This is a genomic window from Pseudohaliea rubra DSM 19751 (genome assembly GCF_000764025.1).
GTDB classification, from domain to species: Bacteria; Pseudomonadota; Gammaproteobacteria; order Pseudomonadales; family Halieaceae; genus Pseudohaliea; species Pseudohaliea rubra.
The window spans coordinates 236,085-253,690 of sequence record NZ_KN234745.1 but is presented as its reverse complement, the minus strand read 5'-3'; the positions used below and the strand labels follow the sequence as shown (position 1 = coordinate 253,690).

General features: G+C 63.4%; 14 protein-coding genes and 1 tRNA gene. 6 read left to right on the top strand and 9 right to left on the bottom strand.

All coding sequences use genetic code 11. The annotated features are described in order from the left end of the window. On the bottom strand, window positions 1-294 hold a 294-nt coding region (locus tag HRUBRA_RS01185; RefSeq protein ID WP_322786712.1), incomplete at its 3' end, for a Sir2 family NAD-dependent protein deacetylase. A 121-nt stretch (window positions 295-415) separates the two neighbouring features. Between HRUBRA_RS01185 and HRUBRA_RS01180 the strand changes: the two genes are divergently transcribed. After that, complete coding sequence (locus HRUBRA_RS01180; protein ID WP_035513631.1) at window positions 416-1,336, top strand: TIGR01777 family oxidoreductase; 921 nt, start codon at window positions 416-418, stop codon at window positions 1,334-1,336. Here HRUBRA_RS01180 and HRUBRA_RS01175 read toward each other — a convergent pair. Next, the gene (locus tag HRUBRA_RS01175) at window positions 1,333-2,619 is read right to left on the bottom strand and encodes a sigma-70 family RNA polymerase sigma factor (protein ID WP_236629742.1); all 1,287 of its coding nucleotides are present in this window, start codon (window positions 2,617-2,619) and stop codon (window positions 1,333-1,335) included. The two genes, HRUBRA_RS01180 and HRUBRA_RS01175, sit on opposite strands and share 4 nt — an antisense overlap. A gap of 195 nt (window positions 2,620-2,814) precedes the next feature. Here HRUBRA_RS01175 and HRUBRA_RS01170 point away from each other — a divergent pair, with 195 nt between their 5' ends. Beyond that, complete coding sequence (locus tag HRUBRA_RS01170) at window positions 2,815-3,894, top strand: MerR family transcriptional regulator (protein WP_084592381.1); 1,080 nt, start codon at window positions 2,815-2,817, stop codon at window positions 3,892-3,894. Between the two features lie 78 nt (window positions 3,895-3,972). On the opposite strand, the gene HRUBRA_RS01165 is transcribed toward HRUBRA_RS01170, so the two are convergent. The 4 genes from HRUBRA_RS01165 to HRUBRA_RS01150 are packed head-to-tail and all read right to left on the bottom strand — an operon-like array spanning window position 3,973 to window position 9,488. Next, window positions 3,973-4,629, bottom strand: a complete 657-nt coding sequence (locus HRUBRA_RS01165) for an exosortase H-associated membrane protein (RefSeq protein ID WP_201771495.1) — start codon at window positions 4,627-4,629, stop codon at window positions 3,973-3,975. Next, on the bottom strand, window positions 4,626-5,117 hold the full coding sequence (gene xrtH / locus HRUBRA_RS01160) for an exosortase H (protein ID WP_035513627.1): 492 nt from the start codon (window positions 5,115-5,117) through the stop codon (window positions 4,626-4,628). Before xrtH ends, HRUBRA_RS01165 begins: the two co-directional genes overlap by 4 nt. A gap of 6 nt (window positions 5,118-5,123) precedes the next feature. Beyond that, window positions 5,124-6,476 (bottom strand): sodium-dependent transporter, encoded by a 1,353-nt coding sequence (locus HRUBRA_RS01155; RefSeq protein ID WP_035513624.1) that lies wholly within the window; start codon window positions 6,474-6,476, stop codon window positions 5,124-5,126. 42 nt (window positions 6,477-6,518) lie between these two features. Next, entirely contained in the window at window positions 6,519-9,488 is a 2,970-nt protein-coding gene (locus HRUBRA_RS01150) for an AsmA family protein (RefSeq protein WP_035513621.1), read from the bottom strand. A 102-nt stretch (window positions 9,489-9,590) separates the two neighbouring features. On the opposite strand from HRUBRA_RS01150, the gene HRUBRA_RS01145 reads away from it, so the two are divergent. The 4 genes from HRUBRA_RS01145 (at window position 9,591) to HRUBRA_RS01130 (ending at window position 14,173) form a co-directional block, all read left to right on the top strand. Continuing rightward, window positions 9,591-9,678, top strand: a tRNA-Leu gene (locus HRUBRA_RS01145). Between the two features lie 315 nt (window positions 9,679-9,993). Beyond that, the gene (locus HRUBRA_RS01140) at window positions 9,994-12,135 is read left to right on the top strand and encodes a TonB-dependent siderophore receptor (protein ID WP_035513620.1); all 2,142 of its coding nucleotides are present in this window, start codon (window positions 9,994-9,996) and stop codon (window positions 12,133-12,135) included. 14 nt (window positions 12,136-12,149) lie between these two features. Beyond that, window positions 12,150-12,695: a hypothetical protein gene (locus tag HRUBRA_RS15325; protein WP_161787582.1), complete on the top strand. Its 546-nt coding sequence runs from the start codon at window positions 12,150-12,152 to the stop codon at window positions 12,693-12,695. Beyond that, a complete protein-coding gene (locus tag HRUBRA_RS01130) occupies window positions 12,692-14,173 on the top strand; it encodes a PepSY-associated TM helix domain-containing protein (protein ID WP_084592376.1) in 1,482 nt (493 codons plus the stop codon). The genes HRUBRA_RS15325 and HRUBRA_RS01130 overlap by 4 nt, the downstream gene beginning before the upstream one ends. 105 nt (window positions 14,174-14,278) lie before the next feature. Here HRUBRA_RS01130 and HRUBRA_RS01125 read toward each other — a convergent pair whose 3' ends face one another. Genes HRUBRA_RS01125 through HRUBRA_RS01115 form a run of 3 tightly spaced genes read right to left on the bottom strand, consistent with a single transcriptional unit; the run spans window position 14,279 to window position 17,574 of the window. After that, a complete protein-coding gene (locus tag HRUBRA_RS01125; RefSeq protein WP_035513617.1) occupies window positions 14,279-15,703 on the bottom strand; it encodes a sodium/proline symporter in 1,425 nt (474 codons plus the stop codon). Window positions 15,704-15,730: 27 nt separating this feature from the next. Continuing rightward, window positions 15,731-17,134 (bottom strand): aspartate kinase, encoded by a 1,404-nt coding sequence (locus HRUBRA_RS01120; protein ID WP_236629747.1) that lies wholly within the window; start codon window positions 17,132-17,134, stop codon window positions 15,731-15,733. A 35-nt stretch (window positions 17,135-17,169) separates the two neighbouring features. Beyond that, window positions 17,170-17,574: an ectoine synthase gene (locus HRUBRA_RS01115; RefSeq protein WP_035513612.1), complete on the bottom strand. Its 405-nt coding sequence runs from the start codon at window positions 17,572-17,574 to the stop codon at window positions 17,170-17,172. Between the last annotated feature and the right edge of the window lie 32 nt (window positions 17,575-17,606).

Genomic DNA, 17,606 nt, shown 5'->3' with positions numbered 1-17,606 from the left:
CGCGCCGGCACGCTCCAGGCGGGCGAGGGCGCGGTGGGCGTCGTTCGGGCGCGCATCGCGCACGCCGGGCCAGCCCACGGTCGAGCGGCCCCAGTAGCGCCGCCGCCGCGCCGGGTCGCGGAGGAACTCCTGATGGGTGATTGGTGCAACCCGCAGCCACGTGCCGTCGGCGTCCCGGTAGGTCGGAATGCCCGAGTCTGCGCTGATACCTGCACCGGTCAGCACCAGCAGCCGCGGGGCTCGGGCCTGGAATTCCAGCAGTTGCTCAAGGTCTGACTGTAGAGAAGTGCTCATCCGGTTACTATACGGTGTGTCGGGGGGCTCGGCGCCCCCTGTCCAGGTTTTGCTCTCGCTGCAGGCGCCAACCGGCGCGCCAGCCGCCGGCGGACCCAGCAAGCAACAGGAGCGCTCAACGATGCATGTGCTAGTGACTGGCGGGACAGGATTTATCGGTTCAGCCCTGGTGCCCCGGCTGTGCGAGGACGGCCATGCGGTCACCATCGTGTCGCGGGGCAAGCACGCCGCTGGTGCGGGGGTACGTTATGTGCAAAGTCTTGATGAAATCGCCGACGACACCGCCATTGACGGCATTATCAATCTTGCAGGGGCTTCGCTTAATGGCAAGCGCTGGACCGATGCCTATAAGCAGGAGATGGTGAGCAGCCGGCTGGAGACGACCGCTGCCGTGGTTGCTCTGTGCCGCCGCCTGGCGCAGCCGCCTTCGGTGCTTGTGAGTGCCTCCGCGATCGGCTACTACGGTGACCGGGGGAGCGAACCCCTTGACGAGGACAGCGGCCCTGGCGAGGGGTTCTCCGCGGCACTTTGCCGCGACTGGGAGGCTGAAGCGCTGAAGGCCGGGGAGGCCGGCGTACGCGTTTGTCTGGCTCGCCTGGGTGTTGTCTTCGACCGGGAAGGCGGTGCTTTTGTCGAGCTGTCCAGGCCTTTTCGCCTGGGTATCGCCAATTGGGTCGGTAGCGGCCATCAATACTTGAGCTGGGTTCACCGTGGCGATGTCGTTGCTGCCTTTGCCTTCCTGCTGGAGCGGGAGGATATCTCCGGGCCCATCAATGTCACCGCCCCGACACCGGTGACGCACCGGGAGCTCTGCGCAGCGATCCGTCGCAAGCTGACAACGCTCCCCGGCATGCCCGTTCCTGGCGTCGTGATGCGCGTTCTGCTCGGCGAAGTGGCCGACGAGCTGTTACTCGCAGGACAGAAGGTTCTGCCGAAGCGCCTGGGGGACGCTGGCTTCACCTTTCATTACCCCGAGATCGACAGTGCCTTAGGCCAGCTTCTCGGCAGGACCCGGGAGCAAGCGCCCGGGCGCCAGTTCTAGGAACTGACCGCGCCGTAGTCCTCATAGGCACTGCGCACGTTCTCGCTGCGGCTGAGCTTGTTCAGGGCCGAGCGCTCCAGCTGCCGTACCCATTCCCGGGACACGGCCATCTTGTCGGCAATCTCCGCCCGCGACAGCGGAGGCCCTTCGTGGAGGCCCCAGCGGGCGATCACTACCTGCCGCTCCGCAGGCTCCAGGCTGGTGATCTCCGAGAGCAGTCGCTCGTGCAGGGACTCGGTCTCGGCCCGGGCTTCCGTGTGCTGGAAGGGCCCGCCGGAGAGCGTGTCCAGAAGCGTTGTGTCATCGTCCTCGTATTGCGGCGTGTCCAGGGAGACGCCCAGGTTGCGCAGCTGCAGGAGCTGCCGTGTTTTCTCTACTGTGAAACCGGCTGCCGCCGCCAGCTCCTCGTCCCCGGGTTCATTGCCGGTCCGATTGACCAGGTTGAGCTTGATCCGGTAGAGCTTGCCGACCTGCTCCTGCACGTGGGTGGGGTAACGCACCAGGCCGCCGGTGTCGCCGACAAAGCGTCGCACCGACTGGGTGATCCAGTTGAAGCAATAGGTGCTGAAGCGGAAGCCCTTGTCGTACTCGAACTTCTCCGCGGCGCGGATCAGGCCCAGGGTGCCTTCCTGGATGAGGTCGAGGAAGTTGACGCCCTTCCCCCGATGCCGACCGGCGATGGAGTAGACAAGACGTAGGTTGTGCATGGTCAGCGTGTCACGGGCATCGGTGTACTCGTCAAGAAGTGCCTCGAGGGTCATGCGCGCCGTCTCATCCAGTGCAGGCCGGGCGCGCTGGCTGATACGCTGCCAGCCTCGCTGCCAGTCCTGGAGTGCATTAGCCACACTGCAGGGTACCTTCTGGCCGTCGAGGCGCAGCATCACGCCGGCGAGGCCTACGGTGAGACTGGCGGGCAGCCGCAGATCATCGATGAGCCGGGCCAGGTGACGCTGGGAGCGTCCCTTGCGCAGGCCAGCAGCCAGCGCCTGCATCAACTCCTGGGCCTTGCCGCCCGGGAGGTAGTCGGCCAGCTCCCGGCGGAGGATAAAATGGTGTTCGCGATTGTCGAAGGCGGCGATGTCCAGCGGGGCCAATTCGCAGTTGCCGGACCACTCGCGCAGATAATGACGGGCGGCGGCGTCGCGGGCAAACAGGGCCTGGAGCCCGTGTACTGCCGCCCACTTACGCGTGTCCACCTCTCGCTCCTGCTCCGCCGTCAGCAGCGGGTAGCGCCGGGCCTCGGCAAAGAGTCGCTCGAGGTCTTTCTCTTCGGTGTTTGCCAAGACTGAATCCACGGGATACCTCTTATCTGGCTCGTCTTGTTCAGGAATACGCTCAAAAGTAGCTTTTTGGACAAGAATTTCGCCGGTTTGTCCGGGTAAAAGCGCGACAAAACCAAGACGAGGCCCCAAAATAGTAGATCTGGACCAGGTTTTGTCGCGTAACCTGTCGTGAAATCACCCAGCGAGGCCCTGATCATGGATCAAGCGACAGACAGCGCGACGCAGGCGGCAGACGCCGGAGGCTCCACGACCACCGGCGCTAGAGTCCATCTCGAAACGCGACCGCTCTATGGTATTGGTACGGTTGCGCGGCTAACAGGATTAAAACCGGACACACTTCGTGTTTGGGAGCGCCGCTATGGCCTTGGCGCGAGCCACAAGTCGCCCACCGGTCGGCGCCAGTACACGCAGGCAGACCTCGACCACCTGCAGCTGGTAGCTGCGCTGGTTCGCGATGGGGCCCGGATCGGAGAAATCGCGGCCTCGGAGCGCAAGACGTTGGAGATGCTCCTGCGCCAGCGCGGCCGCAACAGCCGCGAACTTCTCGCCGAGCGCAAGCCGCGAGTCGCCTTTGTCGGCAAGCAGCTGTGTGAGTGGCTCGATGGGCACCAGGGCTGCATCGCCGGCGTCGATGCCCGGCTGGCGCGCCTCGGTCTTGCCGAACTCAGCGAAGACCTGCTCGCAGGGCTCGGCAGCCTCGACACGCTGGTGGTCGAGTGTCCCAACCTGGCCAGTGCAAGCGTCGCGCGACTCCAGACCGTGCTGGACCAGCTGCAGCCGGGTCGTACCATCGTCTGCTACCAGTTTGGCAACGAGCGCTGGCTGGAGGAGCTGCGAAGCCGGGGCCTCGTCGTCACCTCCCTGCCGCCGGACCCCGCCTATCTGGCCTTCGAAATAACCCGGAGCAGCGCAGAGAAGGCCGTGCGCCTCGGCGAAGCAGATATGGGCGAGCTGGTGGCGGCGCGTCCCCGGGAGTTCAGCGAGCTCGAACTGTCGGCCGCCCGCCGTCTGCGCAGCCGCCTTGACTGCGAATGCCCCCGCCATATCACGGATCTCATCCGCGCCCTGGTGAACTTCGAGGACTATTCGGCTTCCTGTTCTGTCGACAACTGGCACGAGGCGGCGGTCCACGCCTGCATTTACGCCTACACGGGGCAGGCGCGGCACCTGATGGAAAAAGCTCTCCATGCGGTGCTCGAAGAGCGGGGGGATGACTTTCAGGCCCTGCTGCACGAAGAGCGAACGCGGGCGGGGGGGGTCGACGATGCAGCCTGAGCAACCCCGGCGCCTGCCGTGCCGCGGCTGTACCGCGGCTTGCGTCAATTATGCGACCTGCGACGGACGTCCCTGGCGCTATCGCTCGAGCGGTGAGCGACCTGCTGGAGGCGCGGTGCCGTCGTCCTCGTCGTCCCCCTCCGCCATGACCGGGAAGAGCGCGGGAAAGAGCGCCTGAATGGCCGGGGAGCGCCTCGCTTCCCAGCCCCAGAGGAGAATGGGCGCAAGGGGAGGTACGATCAGGGTATTGAACTGATAGGCCAGTGCCACCACGTTGGAAGGGGGCACTCCGGGCGCGGCCAGGTAGCTTTGCCCCAGCGTCAGCATGAGGTCCTTCAGGGCCGTACTGATAAGTCCGGGGATGAGAAGCAGCCAGAGTAGGAAAAGCCCCCGGGCAAAGCGCTCCCAGCGTCCCGGCAGCGGCGTTGCGAAATGCAGCGCGGCGAAGAATGGCACAGAGTAGCTGAGTACCTTGGAATCGATGCGGAAGCCCAGTGCACCGCCGGCCTGCTCCGCGGGCAGGAAGGCGCCGCCGACCTCCCCGAGGCTGGATACCACGGTCATGGTGGTGCCCTCCAGGTAGACCGTGTCAACCAGCTCCGGCAGCCACGCCGGAAGCAGCTCGGAGACCACCCAGACAGCTGGCGCCGCCAGCACTGAGCCCAGCAGGTACCAGACGATAAAAGCCGGCACCATGAGCAGGAGTACGCGGCCAAAGAAAGCTAGCGGCGTCATGCGTGCACCGGTTGTCGATTCACTACGCGGAGGTACAGCAGGAACACGACCAGTACGTCGAGCATGATCAGTACCGGCCACAGGTACAGGTGCGTAAAACTGAACACGTCCATGTTCCACATGCCCAGGTAAAACAGGCTGATGATGCGGAGGATATTCATGGCCTGGATGGCGAGGAAGCCGATGCCGATCGCGGCGAGCTTGTGCTGCCAGCGTGCCGGAAAGGCGATAACGGCAGCAATGAGCACGATGGCGGCTTCTACGCCGTTGCAGCCGGCCTCGATGGAGACCGCGAAGTAGGTCTCCGTATGGCGGATTACCCGACCGCTGGTGGTGACCTGGTCATCGAAGGGCATGATCAGCGCCGCGCTGATGTCGGCAAGCGAGGCCGTGAACGGCTGCACCAGGTGGCGCTGCACCGGCTCGAGCATTTCGAGGGTGAACAGCGCCGTCAGCAGGAGGAGAAAGATTGTCAGAAAGCGTGCCATGAGTAGTCAGCCTAGGAGGTTCTGAGCAAAGATCCCAAGGATAAGCAAAGGACAGACGAGGCGCACGTGCCAGGGCCAGATTCGCCAGAAGAGCGTGCCGGCAATTTCCGGAGACCCCTTGCGCAGCTCCGCCAGCAGTGCGTCGCGCCGCCAGATCCAGCCAGCATAGATACAGAATACAAAACCCAGCAGCGGCTGGCCATAGCGCGTCGTGGCGGTGATCACCAGCCCGAAGAGCGCCTCGAAATTCAGCAGGATCAACAGACTGAGGCCGGTAATCACGCCGCCGATCAGCACTACTGCGCTGCGTCGACTGCTGCCGTGCTCCTCGATTGCGTAGGCCACCGGGACCTCCAGCATTGAGATAGAGGAAGTCAGGGCGGCGATACTCATGAGGAAAAAAAACAGCGCTGACAAGAAGGCCCCGGCCAGCCCCATGCTGGTGAACAGTTCCGGCAGCACCAGGAAGATAAGCGTATCCTCGGAGATGAGCTCGCCGGCGCTGTTGAAAATTTCTACCCCGTTGTGCAGGGCCACGTACATCGCTGGCAGCACGAGGAAACCGGCCAGCACGGCGATACTGATATCCAGGCCGGTCACCAGACCGCCGAGCAGCGGCAGGTTCTCCTGGTCGTTAAGATAGGAACCGTAGATGAGCATGGTGCCAACGCCGAGGGACAGGGAAAAAAACGCCGAGCCCAGGGCGTTGATGATCAGCTGCGGGGACAGGGCGGCGGAGAAGTCCGGGAGCAGGTAGACCGCCAGGCCCTCCATGGCGCCGTCGAGGGTCAGCACGTAGAGCACAAGGCTGCCCAGGGTCACCAACAGCATCGGCATGAGCCGGCTGGACCAGCGTTCGATGCCGTCGTGCACGCCCTCGGCAATGATGCCGATGGTCAACAGCATGAACACCACCACGAAGCTTGCGTTGCGGCCGAAAGAGAAGGAAGTCAGCCACTCGGCCACCTCCGCGGCACCGGCCAGTGATGCCAGGGAGCTGAGGCAGTGGGCGATCATCCAGCCGGCCACGATGGCGTAGAAGCTGAGAATGAAGCTCGCTACCACCAGCCCGACACGCCCCGTGAGTGCTCCCGCCCGTCGGGTAAAGGGCCCGCGGGCAATTTGCTGGAGTGCACCTACCGCATTGGCATGGGCGTGGCGGCCGATGATGATCTCCGCCATGAGTACTGGATAGGCAAGGATAAAAGCCAGGAGCAGGTAAACAAGCAGAAAGGCCGCACCGCCATTGCTCGCTGCCTGGGTCGGGAACCCCCAGATGTTGCCCAGGCCGACGGCACTTCCCGCTGCGGCCATGATGAACCCGAAGCGTGAACTGAATTCGCCGCGCGCGGAGGCCATGGTTGTTCCTGTACTTATCGAAACCGGCGCGAGTGTAGCACGCTACTGTGGTCGTTCGTCCGGCTGCAGCAGCAGCCCTGCGCAGGGCGCGGCTGCATCAGTTTTCTCCGGTTTGATGCCGAAGAGTCTCATGCCGAGCTCGGGGGTCATGAACAGGAGCCTGGCCGAGGCATCGAAGGTGGCGGAGATCGGTGAGGGGATGATCGAAGGGTCATTCATGGCGCCGCGGATGCGGACGGACGATGGAATCTGCACGGTCCTGGAGCGGGCCCGGGGATCGATGCGCACATCGAGCTCCTTCTGCGTAAAGTCGAGGGTCGCCTTGCCCTGGGCGATCATGTGCCGGGTGGCCAGGTAGATGTCCTCACTGCGTGCAACGCCGTCCCGGAACAGAAACTGCGCCATGCCGCATTCGAAGTTGGTATTGCTTTGCAGCACCCCCCCGAGGAGCAGCCAGGAAACAAGATCGGTCATCAGCAGATCGAAGGCGGCTCCCTCGACGTAGCCGTCGGCGACGGCGCCGGCGACGGTGCCGTCAAGGTTTGCCACCAGATTTTCGAGGCTGGCCGTCCGGGTGGTAAGCCCACCGCGAAGGCTTAAGGTGCCTTCGATCTCGCCGGCGTAGCCGAGGTCCGCGGCGAGAGCCGTCACCGGAACACCGAGGGCGTCGCCGGCGAGGCTGATCGCCGCCTCGGCGCCACTGAAATCGGCAACGCCCCGCAGGTGGATGGCGCCGCCGGCGTATTCCACGTCGAAGTTGCCGAGGGTGAAGCGGCGATCAGCACCGCGGACGATGATCGAGAAATCGCTCAGGCTGGTATTCCTGCCGCTGACCTCGCCGATGTCGAGGCGGAGTTCGAGCGGATAGGCGGGGAGGCGAGTGAAAGGGGACCCGCCTGTCTCCCGGGAGCCGCTCTCTCCTGGCTCGTCAGCGACGAGTTGCTGCTGGCGCTGCAACCGGGCAAGGTCCGGCAAGTGCAGGCGTGGGGCGTTGAGCTCCGCCCGGAGGCCGGTAATGCCCGTGTGATCCCGCTCCACCGTGATGACACTGGTGAGGTCCGTTTCCCCCAGGAAAGCGTGCAGGCCGATCAGCTGGCGCGTGGACTGTAGATCAAGCACGGCGGTTCCCTCGCCGGGTGGCAGCCCGATGCCGGTGTCGTCCGCGGGTCGCCGGACCCGGTAGCTGGCCTCCAGCTGCGCCCGCGGAACGCCCGTAAGGTGCTGGATCGAACCAGTGATCGCCAGATCGATGCGCTCCGCACCTTCCAGGGTGAGGTTAATGTTGTCGAGGCCCCAGTCGCCGGTCCCGCGGCGCAGATGCAGGCTGCCCGCGGCGCGGCCCCCGGCGACGATTTGCTGAAGAGCCGGAGCCAGTGCATCGCCAAGGCTTGCCGGATCGAGGTTCACAGGCACGAGCCGCAGATCCACTCCCTCGAGGGCGCCGAGACTCTCGACCCTGCCGCTAGCCCTGGTTGTGCCGCCGAAAGCCTGAAGGTTGGCATCAAGGTCTCCCAGTGCAAGGGCGCCCTCGTCCCCGCGCAGGGTGCCGGTCAGAGACAGGATGCCCTCGGCGGGAAAGGGCAGGGCGACGCCCTTGGCGGCCAGCAAGGATTCTATGGCCAGGCCCCTGGCGTTCACCCGCAACGCGAGCCCCCGGAAGCGTGGCCCGTCCTCGCCCATGGCGATGTAGTCGACGGACCCCCGGGCATGGGCCGTGCCGCCGGCAAGTGCCTGCACCGTGAGGTCCAGGTCACTGGCGGTGATGGCGTTCTCGCTGCGTTGCACTGTACCGGTCAGCACCCAGGGACCGGTTTCCAGCGGGGGGAGGGTGAGCCAGGGGGCCAGCGCCCCTGCAGCAGGTCCGCTGGCACGGAGCCTGAGCGCAAGGTCCGTGGGCAGCCGTTCGTCCAGGTAGAGCTCGGCTTCACCGGGTTCGATTGTGAGCGTCAGCCCGCTGTCACTCTGGCTGGTAAAGGCGAACCGGCGGACCCGCGGTCGGCGCAGGCTGCCGTCGAGAGCAAGGGTCGCGTCGACCTCACCGAGGGCCGAGAGGTCCGTCCCCAGGAGTGCCGCAAAGGGACCAAGGCTGGCCATGGTTCCCCGCGCGCTCAGGTCTACGGTGACGGGCTCTTCCCGGTGCCAACGCAGGCTGCCGCTCGCGCTGAAGTCATAGGCGGGGCTGTTGTTCAGGGTCAACTGCTGCACCGCCAGCTTTGCGGCGTCGAGGTTGCCGCTCAGCTCGCCCCGAAGCCGGAGGCGGCCTGCGAAGCCGTAGGCGTCATTATCGAGGCTGGCGAGCAGGGTCTCGACGCGTCGGTAGTCGCCCTCAAGGGCCAACTGATAGGTGAGTTCCCCGGCGCTGGCGGTCAGCGAGCCATCGAGGGACACTACGCTCTCGTCCGCGGGCGTGGTGATTGTCGCCTGGAGGGCAATCGACTCCCGGGCCGGCGCCTCGAGGGTCAACGCCAGCTCCAGGAGCTTTTCTGGCAGCTGTGCAGTACTGTCGAGGGTGAACTGCCCGGTACGTGTCCAGCGGCCCCGGCTGTTGCGTAGCGGCACGATGCGCACATCTGTGCCGCGTTTGATGGCATGCACAACGCCGACGTCGAGCGTCCCGGGTAGCCAGCGGGTCTGGCGTAGCCAGTCCGCAGGCTCCGGGTCTTCCGTGTTGTCCGTGGCGTCGACGTAGGTTTGCACGCTGGCTGCGGCCAGTGCTGTTTCCCGGAGATCGCCCCGACGCAGCAGGGCACCAAGGCGCTGCACCTCAAGCTTCTGCACCGCCAGCAGCGGCGGTCCATCCAGGCCCTGCTGGTAGAGACGGACGCCGGCAGCGCTCAGGCGCCCGGCTCCGCGGTCCCAGACCGGCGCCTCCAGCACGAGCCGGTAGGGCGTGAAGGTTTGCACCAGATAGCCGGTCACGGCAAAGGTGGCCCGGTCTGAAGAGAAGGTGATGACAAGGCCAGCGAGGGGTATGCCGGCCAGGAGGAGGAATGCGACAAGGAGTTTGCGCATGGTCGCCCGGGGTCCGCGTGTGCCGATCACCGGGCGAGTCTAGCACGCCGCGGCCTCAGCGGCGGGCGCCGGCAAGGCTCCCTATGCTATCCTCCGCCGGGCGCCCGGATGGTGAAATTGGTAGACACAGGAGACTTAAAATCTCCAGCTCATTGCGAGCGTGCCGGTTCGAGTCCGGCTCCGGGCACCAGCCTGAACACGCGGCGGTCGAACCGGCACGCGTGCCGGCCGGGATGCCGGACCATCGAGTCCGGCTCTCGCCGCCAGCCTGCATGAGCGGTGGTCGAGCCGGCACGCGCGCCGGCCGGGATGCCTGATCCTCCTCGCAACAAAGACCGACTTCGCTGGCCTGGCCTCGAGGTCGGGCGCGTGGCCGACGTGGACCCCGCGCTATCGGCCCCACCCGCATAGCCTAAACGCTAACTCAGTTGCTAACGATAACGATTACGATTAACATGCTCTTTCGTCGGGCTGCCTAGGCGGCCGAGAACCCAGGGGAGAGAGCATGAAGGTTAGATCACAGCCCAGGCTTCTGGTGGTCGGAGTCGCCATCGCAGTCACTTCATCGGTGTATGCGCAGGACAATGCCTCAGGCAAATCGGCGGATCCCGACGACCGGATTGAGGAGGTATTTGTCTATGGCAACATGAACCGCTTTGGCGCTACCAAGTCCAACACGCCAATCGTCGATACGGCGCGATCACTATCCATCGAAACGGCGGATGCCTTTACGGAAAAGGGCGCCTTGAACCTGTCGCAGACGACAGCCTACATGCCGGGCGTGACCGCCGAAACCTACGGCTTTGCCACGCGAGGCGACTGGATACGATCCCGCGGACTCGACATCCCGAGGTACCGTGATTCGATTCAGGAATTGTTCGGCAGCTATAACACCACGCGCACCGAGATATATACCATTGAACAGGTTGAGGTCCTGCGCGGCCCGGCCTCAGTCCTTTACGGTCAGGGTTCTCCCGGAGGTATTGTCAACGTTGTTTCGAAAACGCCGAAGATGGAAACAGGCGGAGAGGTCACCGCGCAGGTTGGGAACTTCAGCCGACAGCAGTTGGGCGTCGACCTCAACGGCACCGCCGGTGCGGATTCGGCGCTGCGCGGCCGGTTTGTCGCATTTTACCGCGACAGCGACACACAGGTAGATAACGTGTTCGACGATACACTCGTGCTGATGCCGTCCCTGACCTTCGCACCGACACCCGATACCGCCATTACTGGCATACTCTTGCGCCAGGAAACGGAGAGCGATACGGGCTCTCAGTTTGTACCGGTGGCCGGTACGCTGCAGCCAGGGCCTGGTGGTGTGGCCCTGGACCAGGATGTCTACGCCGGTGAGCCTGGCTTTAATCGCTTTGATACCGAGTCCACGCAGGTCACGCTGCTCGCCGAACATCGGCTGACAGGGGATTGGTATGTCAATGCGACGGCACTGTGGCGCGACGGCGAGGCTGATTATCACCAGGCGTGGCCAAGCTTCACCGGCGCGGGCAACAGCCGCTACCTCAATGACATTGTGGGCGATTCTGTCGCGACGTCGACGACTGTGGCGCGATCGTTTTACCAGGCGGACAATACCTCTGAGCAGAAGGCGCTCGATGTCCGCCTCAGTGGTTCGTTTACCACGGGAGCGCTGGAACACGAGCTGCTCGTCGGAGTTCAGTATCAGGATGTCGAGACGGACAACAACGTATCCTTTTTGTATGGCGGTGGCGCGTTGTCGGGTGATTTTCGTTTTGCCCTTGATCTCGCTAATCCCGAATACACCGGCGCTCCCCAGCAGTCGGTCTTCGACGCGATCTACAGGGACAACCCATCTCAACAGGTCGATGACCTGGGTCTTTATATCTCTGACCAGATCAGCTGGAAAAACTGGCGCGTCACGGCCGGTGTTCGTTACGACGAACTCGAGAACACGAACGGCGCGCTGGACCAGACCGACAGTGAAATGTCGATCAGCGCCGCAGTGATGTACAGTTTCGGCAACGGGCTGTCGCCTTACCTTAACTATGCAGAGTCTTTCGAAACCGTGGTGGGCCAGACGCTGTCTGGCGATCCCTTGGAGCCGGAGCGTGCGTCCCAGGTCGAGGCGGGCATCAAGTATGAGCCGCCCGCGTTCCCCGGCTATTTCACGCTAGCGTACTTTGATATTGATATCACGAATCTACCGAATCCGAACAACTTGCCCGGCGATGCGGCGCAGCAGCAGGGTGAATCCACGCTCAGAGGGGTTGAGCTGGAGGGCAAGTTCCGCCTCGGTGATTTTGCGGTGCAGGTCGCGTACGCGACACTGGATGCGGAAGACCCCAATGGTTTTGAGCTCTCGGCGTCACCGGACGGTCAGGCATCCCTGTGGGTAACCTGGGAGCCTGCGGCGCTGCAGGGGTTTCACGCCGGGGGCGGCGTACGCTGGGTGGGTGAGAGCGTCTCGGAGAACAGTAACCTGCGCTACGTAACACAGGACTATTTGCTTGGCGATCTCATGCTTGGCTATGCCATGGGTAATGGCCTCGACTTGGCATTGAACGTGAGAAACGTGACCGACGAACAGTACCTGACCTCCTGCCTGACGCGCGGCGACTGCTTTCCGGGTATGCGTCGGCAGCTCAGCGCGAGCCTCACCTACGCCTTCTGAGTCGAGCGAGGCTGATGTTTAATGCGTCTGTACTAGCACTGTTTGCCGTTTTTCTGTGTTTTTTCGGACTGGGATGGGTTTATTGGGGCTGGAAAAAGGCAAACCGGTTTAGCAGTGCGCTCGGCTGGGCCCTGACAGCGTCTTCTGTGCTGGCGTGGATTCCGGCTGCAGGTCTGCAGTACGGACTGGTGTACATGCTGTTTGCGCCCGCTCTGCTGGTGTGGCCCTACGTCAGCAGAGAGGCGTCCCGGATTCCCTCCCGTGACGGCCAGCAACGCCCCCGTGAGGCGCCGCAATGGTCGGTAGCGCAGATGGTTGTGAATGTCGGGACGGCAATCGTCGTCGCCCTTGTGCTCCCCCTCATGGCCGGAATCCTTACAGTATTTATCAGCTTTCAGCTTCCCGTAACTGGAGCCAGCCAGGCGGCGATCGGGATCCTGCTGCTGCCCCTGCTCACGGCGCTGTATGTTTTTCTGTATCTGGCGAGCCGACGCCGCATGCAATGGTTACTCGCCGGGTCGACTGGGACCTCGCTCCTGGCTGCGGTGATGTACTTATGAAGCGCATGGTGGCGGGCCCAAATCGAGGGAGAGCCCTGGATGCCGCGGCGCTGGATGCCCATGCCTGGTTGGGCCTCATGATCAGCGCCGCCATGTACCTGATTTGCCTGTCGGGCGCGCTCGCTGTTTTCAATCAGGAATTCGAGCGCTGGGAGCAGCCAGCGGTTGAAGAGGACACACGGGTCAGGCCGAAGCTCGCGGCACAGGGGCTCGAGCATTTCGTGGAGCGCTATGGTCGCGATACGAGCCACTTTCACGTTGTGTTTCCTACTTCCGGTATTCCGCGACTGGTGGTCGAGAACGACGACATCGCGCACTTCGTTCGCGACGACGGGACCCTGGGTGCGATTGAGTCAGCTCCATGGACACGAATGCTGATCGACCTGCATTACTACCTGCACCTGCCGAAGAACTTCGGCATGATCCTGGTCAGTGTTTGCGGCGCATTACTGGTGGCTCTGATTGTGTCAGGGATTCTTGCTCATCCTCGCATCGTGCGGGATGCCTTCCGCTTTCGCAGAGGCGGGAACGGCACTCAGGCCAGCATCGATCTGCATAATCGCCTGAGTGTGTGGGGTCTGCCGTTTCACCTGACGATTGCCATCACCGGCGCCTACTACGGCCTGATAGGCTTGCTTGTGTCACTTGCAGCTCACGCTTTTTTTGATGGCGATACCGAGGCGGTCTCCGCGCCCGTATTTGCGCCCGAGCCGTCCGGTTACGGCGTCGAGGGTGCTGCGCTTCCCGATATTGCCCGTGCTGTCGATCATGTGCTCCGTGTGGACCCGGAAGGCAGGCCCATTTTTCTCACCATTCACGACCCGGGTACGGTGGATGAGTTTGTAGAGCTCTACGTGCAGCAGCCCGGGCGTCTGATTTATTCCGAAAACTACCGTTTTTCACCCGACGGTGAACGGATCGGACGCGGGGGCTATCGTGACGGCGCCGGCGGGAAGCAGTTTGTTTACTCTCTTTACCGAATTCATTTCGGTGACTTTGCGGGTGTGGGTACGAAGGTTCTCTATTTTATCCTGGGGATGATGCTTGCCGTCGTCAGTGCCAGCGGAGTTTCAATCTGGCTGGGCAAGCGTAAGCGTCGCACCATGATGGATGATCTCTGGCCTGCATTTGTCTGGGGTACGCCGATAGCCCTCGCCACGTCTGCCATCGCCACACTGATGGGCGGCGCCGGTAGCGCCGGCTGGGTGTTCTGGCTTGTTCTGCTGGTGACGACTTCCTTGGGTGCACGCCTCGATGCCAAGTTTGTACGACAGCGTTATCCACTGCTTCTGGGAGGGTGCCTGATCGCGCTTGTGGTTCTTTATTTGGCGCACAACGGATCGGCCGCAATGCACGTCGCGTCTTGGCCCGTTACGGCCAGCCTTTTCTGTTTTGCATTCGCGCTTCTTTGGCCGCTTTCATACAACCGGTTGCGGCGCCCGCAGCGTAAAGCAGTTGATTCTTTGGCGCGGCGGTGAGGCCTGCGGCCATCCGTTGTTTTGACGCCCACCTGGGCCCTCGTAATATCAGCTATGCGCTGATCAATCTCGACCCGCGAGCAGCCACGGCACTTCACACGCTCTTCATTCGGCAGCTTCCGCGGCGGCGTGTATAGCCTTGCGCCCGGCGGCGGGCAGCATGTGTACCAAGAGCCCGGCAGCGATCCCCGGCAACCCCTCGTACACCACTGATTCCCAGCCCAGCTGACGCCAGAGGAGCGATACACCCAGGCCGATGGCGAGTGCGGAGAGTGCGCGCGTCTGGGACGGGCGTGCGCCGAGGGCGAGGGCGATGAGCAGCGGCGCAAAGGCGCTGGCCAGCGCCGACCAGGACAGGATGACCAGCGCGAAGACACTGTCACTGCCGGAGAGAGCGAGAACCAGTGCACCAGCGGTCATGAGGACGGTGGAGGCCTTGATCAGCAGCGGCCGTTCGATCCGGTGTGGCAGCAGGTCGTGAGTGAGGGCAGCGGAGCAGGAGAGAATCAGCGAATCAGCTGTCGACATCGTTGCAGCAAAAATGCCCGCGAGAATCACACCGACGAGCACACCGGGCAGCAGCTCCAGGGCCATGGTCGGCAGGGCCAGCTCCGCGTCGAAGCTGGCGCTGTCGGTGAGATACAGGCGAGACAGCAGGCCCACGGCGGTAGCGGCAAAGTAGAAGGCTGTGAACCAGAGGTAGTACCAGGTCCTGGCCCGGCGCATGCCGCCTGGCCCGCCCGAGAGAGTCATGAAGCGGACCATCACGTGGGGCTGGCCGATGACGGACAGGCCCGCGGCCATCCAGCCGAGGACGAACAGTGGGCCCCCGGTCCAGCCAAGGAAGGCGGGCGCCTGGGGTGTCCAGCGGGTGAACCCGGGGATCTCCTTCCACGCCGCCCAGGCAGCAGGGAAGCCGCCCAGCTCAATCAGAGCAACGATCAGAAGTACGGTCATGGCGACGATCATCACTATCGACTGCGCCGCGTCCGTCCAGATGGAGGCGCGAATACCCCCGGCAAAGCAGTAGGCCACGACAAGGACCGAACCGAGCACGGCCCCGGCCCAGAGCGGCCAGTCGAAGAGCACATGCAGGGCTTTGCTGCCGGCGAGGAGCTGGGCGCCGGCGTAACTGAGCAGGAAAAGCAGGGAAATGGCGCCGATGGTGCGCTGCAGCGCCGTATTCCGCTCGCCGTGCCAGCGGGCGAGCACGCCGGCGTAGGAGACTTCGTCACAGCCGGCCGTTGCGGCGCGCAGCTTTGCATGAATGAAAGTGGAGCCCAGATAATCGCCGAGAAGCCAGCCGAGCATAAGCCAGATGGCGGGAAAGCCGGTGGCGTAGGTGTAGCCGATGACCCCGATAAACATGTAGCCGGAGTTGTTGGTGGCCACCGCGGAAAGGCCGACCAGCCAGGGGCCGACGCTGCCGTCTGCGAGATAGTAATCGTGCCGGGTGCCCCGGCTCGCCCGCGCTGACGAGATGCCGATGAGGGTGAAGCCGAGAAGGCACAGGATGAAGGTCGCGACCACGCGCCAGGCCCCCGCTTCAGCTCGACATCAGGACGCGAGGGAGATGGCGCGGCCGTGATCGATCGGCTCTACCAGCTTTCGGTGCAGGGCCACCACGGCGCGCTCGTAGTCACTGTCGCTGACCATGAACTGCATGTCGACCTGGCGCCGCGACTGGTGCATGGCGAGCACCGAGACATTGTCTTCGGCCAGCGCCGTCACGGTGCGGGCGAGAATCCCCGGGATCTGCATATCGCTGCCGATCGCTGAGACGACCGCCACGCGCTGCTGATCGAGCTCCGCGCTCGGGAACTGCGCTTCGATCTCGCGTCGGATGCGCTTCACGGTCTTCAGGTTGCACGCGAGGTAGTGCGTGATCGTGTTCGCATTCATGTCCTTGGACACGATGTGCGCCTTGTAGCGGCGGATAATGCCGAGAATCTCCTGATCATGCCGGCCTGTCTGGCCGGCCATTTCCTGGTCGAAAACTTCGAGGGCATAGACGCCGCGACAGCCGGCAATGATTTCCACGCAGGGCTTGCTGCTGATGTACTCGGAGGTGATCAGCGTGCCCGTGTGTTCCGGCTCGAAGGTATTCTTGACCCGGAGCGGAATCCCGCTCTGACGCAACCCCTTTGCCGCCTTGGGGTGAATAGCCTCCATGCCAAGGTTTGCAAGCTGGTCCGCTACATCGTAGTTCGTGCGGCCTATGGGAACCACTTTGTCTTCTCCGACGACCTTCGGGTCGGCGCTGGACAGGTGGAACTCCTTGTGTACCACGGCCTCACTGGCGCCGGTGATGACCGCCAGGCGGCTGAAGGTCATCTCGCTGTAGCCGCGATCGAAGTTGGCCATGAGGCCGTCATCGCTGTGGGCATAGCCGGTGACGATGGGCATGGTGGTGCTCACGTCGATCTCGGCCATTGCTTCCTGAATACGATCGTCGAGGGGCAGGTGTTCTTCGCTGCGCCAGGCCGTCAGGTCCACGAAACAGGCATTGACCCCATCGCGCTGCAGGAGCTGTGCCGTGTTCCAGGCGCTGTGCGCCTCACCGAGGCTCGCCAACATCTCGCGGACCGTATCCAGGTGGGCCTCCAGCGAGAAGTGTCCGTGGCCGCAGAGTTTGGCCAGGTTGTTCAGGCAGGCCTCGGCCGAATAGAGTCGTTCGTCGATGAAAGCGTTTGCTCGCTTCGTCTCGCCCTCATCGTCAAACAACGCGCTGTTGAGCGCATGCATTTCCTCGCGCAGCGTCGTGAACTCTTCCTGCCAGGAAGCGTCCTGCTCACTGCCTGAGAAGAGCGCGTAGATGCCGGGCCGCCCGCTTTTCTTGTGCTCAAGGAGCCGGTTGGTGATACCCGCATAAGCCGACACCACAAACACGCGGCCGTAGAGGTTGTCGCTGTGACCGCCGTGCAGAAAAATATTGTCCCGGACCGCGCGGTAGTCGAGCATCGACGTACCGCCGATCTTCTCCACCGTATGGGTATTCACGATTCGATAGCCTCCGCCTCCAGTTCATAGGCGCCCTCGGCATTGTGTACTTCCTTACCCGAGAGCGGGGGGTTGAACACGCAGGCCATGGTCATCTCGCTGAACGCCCGCAGGATGTGTTCGTCGTGCTGATCCAGGATATAGAGCGTGCCGGGGGCGATCGGGTACTTTTTACCGTCCGCCAGGGTCTCAACCTCGCCTTCGCCACTGACGCAGTACACCGACTCAAGGTGATTCTGGTAGTGCATGCGGAAATCCGCACCCGCGTAGATCGTGGTGATATGGAAGGAAAAGCCCATGTTGTCGTTCTTGAGCAACATGCGGGTGCTTTCCCAGTTGTTGTCCGGCGATACGATGCGCCGGCCGGAGGCTTTTGCCTCCGCCAGGGTCCTGACAATCATTGCTTGGCTCCTTGTTGTGCTGTTCGCTGTCG